Source organism: Streptomyces cacaoi (assembly GCF_006539165.1).
In the GTDB taxonomy this organism is placed as follows: domain Bacteria; phylum Actinomycetota; class Actinomycetes; order Streptomycetales; family Streptomycetaceae; genus Streptomyces; species Streptomyces cacaoi.
In genome coordinates this window covers 1-9,997 of record NZ_BJMM01000099.1, presented here as the reverse complement: position 1 = coordinate 9,997, position 9,997 = coordinate 1, and the positions used below count along the sequence as shown (strand labels likewise).

2 protein-coding genes are annotated in these 9,997 nt (G+C 75.8%); both read right to left on the bottom strand.

From position 1 onward, the window contains the following. Window positions 1-5,685, bottom strand: a 5,685-nt coding sequence (locus SCA03_RS33905) for a type I polyketide synthase (protein ID WP_141275856.1), incomplete at its 3' end; no start/stop codon positions are given. 298 nt (window positions 5,686-5,983) lie between these two features. Continuing rightward, on the bottom strand, window positions 5,984-9,979 hold the full coding sequence (locus SCA03_RS33900) for a type I polyketide synthase (protein WP_218037789.1): 3,996 nt from the start codon (window positions 9,977-9,979) through the stop codon (window positions 5,984-5,986). Between the last annotated feature and the right edge of the window lie 18 nt (window positions 9,980-9,997).

The window sequence follows — 9,997 nt, the reverse complement described above, 5'->3', positions numbered from 1 at the left end:
CGAGATCCCGAACAAGGCCGCGTCGAACTCGCCCACTCCGTCGAGGAATCCGCCCTCGTGTGCGGAGCTGGCGCCCGGGTGCTCGGGGTCGGGATGACGGAGCCGTTCGAGGTCCCAGCCGCGGTCGTCGGGGAACGGGGAGATGCCGTCGCGCCCCTCGGCCAGCAGCCGCCAGAACTCCTCGGGCGAGGTCGCGCCCCCCGGGAAGCGGCAGGCCATGCCGACGACGGCGACGGGCTCGTCCACCGCGGCAGAGCGTGCCCCGGCCTCCGCTGCGGGCCGGGCGGTGCCCAGGACGCGGGTACGCAGATATGCCGCGACTCCGGCGGCCGTGGGGTGGTCGAACAGGAGGGTGGCGGGCAGGCGGCTCCCGGTCGCGCGGGAGAGGCGGTTGCGCAGCTCCACCGCGGTGAGGGAGTCGAAACCCAGCTCGCGGAACGGGCGGTCGGGCGCGACGGCGGCCGACGAGGTGTGCCCGAGGACGTGGGCGGCCTCGCCCCGTACGGTCTCCGTCAGCACGCGCTCCTGCTCGGCGGCGGGCAGACCGGCCAGACGTGCGCGCAGCGGGTTGTCGGCCGTGTCCTGGCCGGACGTCGGGGCGGCGGGCGCTGCGTCCTGGAGTGCGGCGCGGGCCTCGGGCAGCTCACCGATGAGGGGGCTGGGGCGCGCGGCGGTCAGTGCGGGCGCGTAGACGGCCCAGTCGATGTCGGCCACGGTGACCTGTGGGAGGCCCCGCGCGACGGCGAGTTCGAGGGCGGCGAGCGCGGTGTCGGGTGCGAGCGGTGTCAGCCCGTCGCGGCGCATCCGCGTGGCCAGGGTGTCGCCGGTGGTGCCGCCGCCGTCCCCGGCGGACTCGGTGGCCCCCGTGGATCCGGTGGAGGCCATGCCGCTGCCGGCCCAGGGGCCCCAGGCGACGGATGTGGCGGGGAGGCCCGCGCGGTGCCGCTGTTCGGCGAGGGCGTCGAGGGAGGCGTTGGCGGCGGCGTAGTTGGCCTGGCCCGCGTTGCCGAGCACGCCGGTCAGGGAGGAGAAGAGCACGAACACCGCCAGGTCGGTTCCCCGGGTCAGCTCGTGCAGATGGTGGGCGGCCCGGGCCTTGGGCTCCAGGACGGCGGCGAGGCGCTCCGGGGTGAGCCCGGTCAGCACGCCGTCGTCGAGGACACCGGCGGCGTGCACCACACCGGTCAGCGGCGCGTCGTCCGGGATCTGCGCCAGGGTCGCCGCGAGCGCCTCGCGGTCGGCCACGTCGCAGGCGCTGAGGGTGACCCGGGCCCCGAGTGCGGTGAGTTCCTCGGCCAGTTCGCGCGCTTCCGGTGCCTGGGAGCCGCGCCGGCCGGTGAGCAGCAGGTGTTCCACTCCGGCGCGGGCCAGCCGGCGCGCGACATGGCCGCCGAGCGCGCCGGTGCCACCGGTGACCAGGACGGTGCCGCGCTGCGGCCAGGGGCCCGGGGCGCCGGCCGCGCCGCCGTCGTCCGTCCCGCGCCTGCCGTCAGCGGGGGCCTCGTCGTCCGTCCGGGCCTCGCCGTCCGCGAGTGCGGCGTCGTCCTTCGTGGGGGTGTCGTCGACCGTGGTCGCGGCGTCGTCCGGGGTGACGGCGTCGACCGGTGCGGTGGCATCCCCCGTGACGACGCCGACCCGCGTGACGGTGGCGTCGTCCGGGACGGTGTTCTCCGGCTCGCCGGTGGCGTCGTCGGGCGTGGCGTCGGCGGCGCGGTCGCGGACGAGGCGGCGGGCCACAACTCCCGCCGGGCGTACGGCTGTCTGGTCCTCGCGGCCGTCGGCCAGCACGGAGAGGAGGCCGGGGACGACGGGGGCGCCGGCCTCCTGCGGCAGATCGACGAGACCGCCCCACAACTGCGGGTGCTCCAGCGCCGCAACCCGGCCCAGGCCCCACAGCTGGGCCTGCACGGGATCGGGCGGGGTGTCCCGGTCGTCGACGGCGACGGCCCCGCGGGTGACGCACCACAGCGCCGACCGGTGGCCTCCCTCCTCAAGTGCCCGTACCAGCACGGTCGTTGCGGCGAGTCCGCGGGGCACGGAGGGGTGCTCGGGGTGCGGGCGTGTGTCGGCGGCGAGCAGGGACAGCACACCGGCGACACCGGCGACACCGGCGTCACCGGCAACATCGGCGACATCGGCAACATCGGCGACAGAGCCCTCGCCGAAGGCGTCGGCCAGCCGTGCGGTGAGCCTCGCCGGGTCGTCGGTGTCCTCGTCGGACAGCACGAGGGGTGCGGTGCGCAGCCCGCCGTGTGCGGTCAGCGCGTCGGTGAGCGCGCTCGTCCAGCCGTCGTCGGCGCCGGTCTCCGGCAGGACGACGAGCCACCTGCCGGGGGGCGCGCCGTCGGTGCCGTGGGCGACGGGGGTCCAGGTCGTGCGGTACCGGTGTCCGCCCACGGTGCCGGTCGTGCGTGCTTCCCCGGGGCCGGGGCTCACCGGGTCGAGCCAGTACCACTGCCGCTGGAAGGCGTAGGTGGGCAGCTCCACACGCCGGGCACCGGGTCCGGCGACATGGGCGGGCCAGTCCACGGGGACACCGCAGGCGGAGAGCGTGGCCAGTGCCTCGGCGAGGCCGCGGTCCTCGGCGGTGCCGTCGCGCAGCAGCGGCACGAGCACGGGCGGCGTGCCGTCCCCGGCCGGGGAGCCCCCCGTCCCGCCGTCCTCGGCCGGGGCGCCCTCGTTCTGGAAGTCCTCGCTCCGAGCGCCGTCGGCGGGGAAGTCGCCGGCCAGGGAGTCGGCGGCCGGGAAGTCGTCGGCCGGCGAGTCGGCGGCAAGGGAGTCGGCGGTCATGGGGATGAGGGCGCCGCCGGGGCCGAGTTCCACGAAGGCGCGCACGCCCTGGGCTTCCAGGGTGCGGACGGCGGCGCAGAAGCGCACGGGTTCACGGACCTGGCGGACCCAGTACGCGGGCGAGCACAGCTCGGCCGGGGTGGCGGTCTCCCCCGTCACCGTGGAGACGAGCGGGATGCGCGGGGCGTGGTAGGTGAGGCTCTCCGCGACGGCGCGGAAGTCGTCCAGCACGGGGTCCATGTGCGGCGAGTGGAAGGCGTGGCTCACCGGCAGCCGCCGGGTGCGGCGGCCCTGCGCGCGCCAGTGTCCGGCGACGGCGGTCACCTCGTCCTCGTCGCCGGAGACGACCACGGACCGGGGCGCGTTCACCGCGGCGAGACCCACCCGGCCCGTGCGGGCGTCGAGCGAGGCACGGATCTCCTCCTCGGTGGCCTCGACGGCCGCCATCGCGCCGCCCGGTGGCAGCGCCTGCATCAGCGTGCCGCGGGCGGCCACCAGCCGGGCGGCGTCCGCGAGGGACAGCACACCCGCGAGATGGGCGGCGGCCAGCTCTCCCACGGAGTGGCCGACGAGGAACTGCGGGCGCACGCCCCGGGATTCGGCCAGCCGGAAGAGGGCGACCTCCACCGCGAACAGCGCCGCCTGCGTGTAGCCCGTGAGGTCCAGCAGGGCCGCCTCGGGTGTGCCGGGCGCGGCGAAGACGATCTCCCGCAGGGGTCGTTCCAGGTGCGGGGCCAGGTGCGGATCGAGCGCGGCGCACGCCGCGTCGAACGCCGTGGCGAAGGCCGGTTCCGACCGGTACAGCCCCGCTCCCGCGCGGGCCCGCTGCGAGCCCTGCCCGGGCAGCAGGAACGCGGTGCGCTGCCGCGCCGCCGTACCGGTCACCAGACCGGGCACGCTGCGGCCCTCGGCGAGGGCGTCCAGTCCGGCCAGGGCCTCACCGGTGTCCCCGGCCACGAGGAACGCCCGGTGCGGCATCAGGGCTCTGCTCGTGGCGAGGGAGTAGGCGACATCTGTGGCGGATGCGGCATATGCGGCGCCGGGGGCGTGCGCGGCGCCCACAGCGTCAGCGGCGTTCGCGGCGTCGGCAGCGGCGGCGTCGCCCACAGCGTCAGCGGCGTTCACGGCCTCGGCAGCGTCCGCGGCATGGGCAGTGTCTGCGGTGGCTTCGGTGTCTGTGGTGGCTGCGGTGGCTGTGGTGTCCACGGCCCCGGGCCTCACGGCCGACCCGTCCGCGCGGGCGCCCGCGGACACGGCGCGGGCCCGCAGATGTCCGGCGAGGCGGGTGGCCTGCGCACGGAGCGCTGCCGGGGTACGCGCCGACAGCGGCCAGACCACGACGTCCGAACGGGCCGCGGACGCGGGCGGGTCGGCCTCGTCCGACGGCCGGTCGGCCGCCGCGCCCGCGCGCTGTTCCGCGGGCCCGGGCAGGGACGCGGACCGGGACTCGGCCGCACGCACGGACGCGGGCACGGACTCCGGCTCCGGCTCGGCGGGTGCCTGTTCCAGGACGACGTGGGCGTTGGTGCCGCTGACGCCGAAGGAGGAGACCGCCGTCCGGCGGGGCCTGGCCACCTCCGGCCAGCGCTCCTGCTCGACGAGGAGACGGGCGCTGCCGCTGCTCCAGTCGACGTGCGGGGTGGGGGCGTCCAGGTGCAGCGTGCGGGGCAGGACGCCGTGCCGCATCGCCAGCACGGACTTGATGACGCCCGCGACACCGGCGGCGGCCTGGGTGTGCCCGATGTTGGACTTCAGCGAGCCGAGCAGCACGGGCCGCTCCGCCGGGCGGTCCTGGCCGTAGGTCGCCAGCAGCGCCTGGGCCTCGATGGGGTCGCCGAGCGTGGTGCCGGTGCCGTGTGCCTCGACGGCGTCGATGTCGCCGGGCGCGAGGCGCGCGTCGGCCAGGGCCTGGCGGATGACGCGCTGCTGCGAGGGCCCGTTGGGCGCGGTCAGACCGTTCGAGGCACCGTCCTGGTTGACGGCGGAGCCGCGGACGACCGCGAGGACGGGGTGCCCGTTGCGCCGGGCGTCGGAGAGGCGCTCGACCAGCAGCAGGCCCACGCCCTCGCTCCAGCCGGTGCCGTCGGCCGAGGCCGCGAACGGCTTGCACCGGCCGTCGGCCGCCAGCCCGCGCTGCCGGGAGAACTCGACGAACATCTGCGGGGTGGACATCACCGTCGCGCCGCCCGCCAGGGCGAGCGTGCACTCGCCGCGCCGCAGCGACTGCACGGCGAGGTGCAGCGCCACCAGGGACGAGGAGCAGGCCGTGTCGACCGTGACGGCCGGGCCCTCCAGGCCGAACGTGAAGGACACCCGGCCCGAGGCGACGCTGAGGGCGTTGCCCGTCAGCAGGTGACCGCCGACCTCGTCGGCGCGCCGTACGCCGCCGGCCGGGCCGACGGATCCGTTGTCGTAGCCGCCGGGGCCGGTACCGAGGAAGACCCCGGTGCTGCTGCCCGCGAGGGACTCCGGGGCGATCCCGGCGCGCTCCAGCACCTCCCAGGAGGTCTCCAGCAGCAGCCGCTGCTGCGGGTCCATCGCCAGCGCCTCACGCGGCGAGATCCCGAAGAACTCCGCGTCGAACTCCCCCGCGTCGTGCAGGAATCCGCCTTCGCGTACGTAGCTGGTGCCGTGGTGCCCGGGGTCCGGGTCGTAGAGCCGCTCCAGGTCCCAGCCGCGGTTGCCGGGGAAGGGCGAGACGGCGTCGACGCCGTTCTCCAGCAGCTGCCACAGCTCTTCCGGGGAACGGACCCCGCCGGGGTAGCGGCAGCCCATGGCCACGATCGCGACGGGTTCGTGCTGCCGCTGCTCCGTCTCGTCCCGCTGGCGGCGCGCCTCGTGCAGGTCCTCGACCGCGCGCTTGAGGTAGGCGCGAAGCTTCTCCTCGTTCGACATCAGGACGTCAACCCCTCGGTGGTGTGCCGGACCCGGGCGCAGGCTGCGGCAGTCGGCGCTCCCGTCTGACCCGTTGCGTAGGCCATCCTGATCGAGATGCCGTGGGGGTTTTCCCTAGATGCGGCGCGGCCGGCGGCCGATGCGGCGAGGCCCGGAGCGAGGACGGAGACGCGGGACGCGGGCTCCGCTTCCGGACCCGGGCCGCATGAACGGGCCGGGGCGGCCGGGGAGTTGCCGTGGCGGCCGGCGGTCCACGAAGGGCCCCGGCCGCCACGGCGCGGTCACCGCGGCGCGGCCGTCACCTGCCGGTGAGGGAGCCCAGCCAGCCCTCCATGATCTCCGCGGTCGCCGCCGCGTCCTCCCGGACCATCGACAGGTGGTCCGCGTCCACGGTGCGCAGCAGCGCCCCCGGGAACAGCGGCTCGGCCGGCGCGGCCCCGGCTTCCCCGGCTGCGACTTCCCCGACCTCCCCGACTCCCCCGACTCCCCCGACTCCCCCGACTCCCCCGGCTGCGTTGTCGCCGCCCGAGGCGAGGCCGGGCAGGTCCCGGCCGCACCGGATCATCAGGACGGGCGCGGTGGTGTGCTCCACCTCCAGCCCGTTCAGCAGCACCATCCAGCGGACCATCGCCGACAGCCGTGCGTTGGTGATCCGTACCGGGGACGCCTCCGTGGCCTGGAAGTTGAGCCGCATCATGCCCTCGTAGTCGACGCCCTCGTCGCCGTCGTGCCGGATGCTGAGGGTGTCGAGGAGGACGACGGCCTGCGGCCTGACCCCCAGGGTGTGCTCCAGCAGACCGGCCGCCGCGTAGGCGAAGGACCCTCCGGAGGAGTGGCCCACCAGGACGAACGGTTCGCCGTCGGCGGCCCGCAGCGCGCTCTCCGCGACGGCCCGGGTCGCGGCCTGCGGCGTCCCCGGCAGCCGTTCCCCTCCGGCGAACCCGCTCAGCGGCAGCGCGGCGACGTCCCGCGTGCCCCGGAACCGGGCGGCGAGCCGGGAGTACTGGTGGACACCGCCGTTGGCCGTGGGCGCGCTCACACACACCAGCCGGGGCCGGGCCGGTCCCTGGGCCAGCACGGTGGCGGGCGTCAGATCGGCGGGCTCGGGGGCGGTTTCGAACGACGGCCGGAGCTGGGCGACGAGATGCAGCATGTGCTGGGCCTCGCGCAGCTTGCCGTTCCCCAGGGAGTCGAGGAACAGCCGCTCCAGCGACTCGGTGCCGGTGCCCTCGTCGGCGGACGGTTCCGGTGCCGCCTCGGCGGACTCGCTCTCGGCGGGTCCGGTGGCCAGCCTGTCGCACAGCCAGGTGGCGAGCTCGGTGGGCGTCCTGCTGTCGAACACCAGGGTGGCGGGCAGCCGGAGCCCGGTCGCAGCGGCCAGCCGGTTGCGCAGCTCGACGGAGGTGAGCGAGTCGAAGCCCAGCTCGTAGAAGTCCTGCTGTTCCGCGATCCGTCCCTCGGAGGCGTGGCCCAGCACCTGGGCGGCCTCCGTCCGTACGAGGTCGACGACGTGACGCAGCCGCCGGGCGCCGTCCATGCCCGACAGCTGCCGGGCGAAGGACTCCGGCGTGCCGGCACAACCGGCGGCCTGCGCCGCGGCCCGCCGGCCGCCCTTGACGAGGCCGCGGAAGAGCGGCGGCACGTCTCCGACCGGCCGCATCGTGCCGGACGCCATGCCCAGCGGCACCAGCACCGGCTCCGCGTCGTCCCGGCGCACGGCGGCCCCGAACAGGCGCAGCCCCTGCTCGACGGTGAGCGGCGGCATCCCGCTGCTCTCCATCCGCTGGACGTCCGCCTCGCTCAGCCCGCTGGTCATACCGCCGTCCTGGGCCCACGGTCCCCACGCCAGGGAGGTGGCCGCCAGCCCGAGGGCGGCGCGGTGCTGCGCCAGCCCGTCCAAGAAGGCGTTCGCCGCCGCGTAGTTGGCCTGGCCCGGGCTGCCCATCACGCCCGCCACGGAGGAGTACAGCACGAACCCCGCCAGGCCGGCCTCCCGCGTCAGCTCGTGCAGATTCCAGGCCGCCGCGGCCTTCGGGTGCAGCACACCGGCCATCCGCTGCGGCGTCAGCGAGGTGACCACACCGTCGTCCAGCACACCCGCCGTGTGGACGACGGCGGTCAGCGGATGCGCGGCCGGGACGCTCTCCAGCACACCGGCGAGCGCCGCGCGGTCCGCCGCATCGCAGGCCACCACGGAGACGTCGGCCCCCGACTGCCGTAGCTCCGCGACGAGTTCGGCCGCACCGGGCGCCTCCGGCCCGCGCCTGCTGAGCAGCATCAGATGCCGTACGCCCGACGCCGCCAGCCACCGCGCCAGATGGCCGCCCAGTGCGCCCGTACCGCCGGTGATCAGCACCGTGCCGTCCGGCCGCCACGGCAGACCCTCGCCGCCGCCCGCGCCGGACGCGTGCGCCAACCGCGCCACGCGCACCCCGCCCGCACGCACGACGAACTGCGCGTCACCGCCCGCCACCAGCCCCGGCAGCAGCCCCACGAGGCTCTCAATCCCGGCACTCGACTCCGCCCCCGTGCCCGTGTCCCTGCCCGTGTCCTTGTCTGTGTCCGCGTCCGCGTCCATGTCCACCAGCACGAACCGGCCCGGATGTTCCGAGTGCGCCGAGCGCACCAGACCCCACACCGCGGCGGCGACGGGGTCGGACACCGTCTCCCCCGGCACCGCGCTCACCGCGCCACGCGTCACCAGCACCAGCCGTGCCGCGGCGAACCGCTCCTCCGCCAACCACGCCTGCACCAGGCCGAGAACGTCCGCACACACCTCGTTCACCGCGGACGGCACACCCGCGGCACCGTCCGCCGCGCCGGACACCGGGACCACCACGAAGTCCACCTCGTCGCCCCGCACATCCGCGAGCGCCCCCGGGTCGACGCCGTCGAGGGTCAGCCACCGCACCTCCCGTGCCGCAGCCACCTCCGGCGCCGGCACCCAGTCGACACGGAACAGCGGATCCCGGGCGCGGACGGCGGACACCTCCGTCGCGGGGGCACGCAGCGTGAGCGAGTCCACCGACAGCACGGGCGCGCCGCCCGGATCGACGGCGGCGAGGCTGAGGGCGTCCCCCTCGACGCGCGCGATCCGCACCCGCAGCGCCGACGCGCCACCGGCGTGCAGGGAGACACCACCCCAGGCCACCGCCTCGGCGAGGGCCTCCGCATCGTCCACACCGAGGAAGCCGGCGGCGTGCGTCGCCGCGTCGAGCAGGGCGGGGTGCAGCCCGAAGTACCGGGCGTCGCCCGCCGCTTCACCCGAGAGCGCCACCTCGGCGTACACCTCCTCCACGCCCTCCACGCCCTCTCCGGTCTCTCCGCCCTTCCCGCTTCCCTCGCCTTCCGCGCTGTCCTCGCTGTCCTCCCCGCGGAGCCACACCGCGCGCAGTCCCTGGAAGGCGGCGCCGCGCGGGGTGTCGTCGTAGAAGTCGCCCACCTCGACGGGCACCGCACCGGACGGCGGCCACACCGTGGCATCGAAGTCCGCGAGCCGCTCGCCGGTGCCCAGCGTGCCGGAGGCGTGCTCGGTCCACGGCCGGTCGGCCGCGCCCTCGGGCCGCGAGTGGAAGCGAATCGGGCGGGCACCGTCCTCGCCGGGCTCCCCGATCCAGACCTGGAGATCGAGCGACGCGGCCTCGGTGAGGGCGAGCGGGGTGCCGACGTTCAGCTCCAGCACGCGGTCGCAGCCCACCTGGTCCCCGGCACGCACGGCCAGCTCGACGAACCCGGCGGCGGGGAAGACGGCCGCCTCGCCCACCGTGTGGTCCTTGAGCCACTCATGGACCTGGAGCGACAGCCTGCTGGTGAACAACACCCCGTCGACACCCGCGAGTTGTACGGCGGCACCCAGCAGCGGATGGTCCGTCGACACCATGCCGGCGGAGGAGATGTCACCGCTGAGCGCGGCGGGCCGGGGCCAGAACCGCTCGTGCTGGAAGGGGTAGGTGGGCAGCGCGACACGACGGGCGCCGAGCCCGGAGAAGAACCCTGCCCAGTCCACCTCGACACCCGCGGTGTGCAGCCGCGCGAGTGCTGTGACGAGTGCTGTCTCTTCGCCCTGCCCCTTGCGCAAGGCGGCCACCGCCACCGCGTCCGGATGCGCCTCCGAATCCACGCAGTGCTGCACCATCGCCGCCAGCGCACCGCCGGGCCCCAACTCCACGAAAGTGTCCGCGCCTTCACTCACCAGCGCATCGATACCGTCGGCGAACCGCACCGTCTCCCGGACATGCCGCACCCAGTACCCGGGAGTCGTCAACTCCTCCGCCGACGCCATCTCCCCCGTCACATTCGACACCACAGGGAC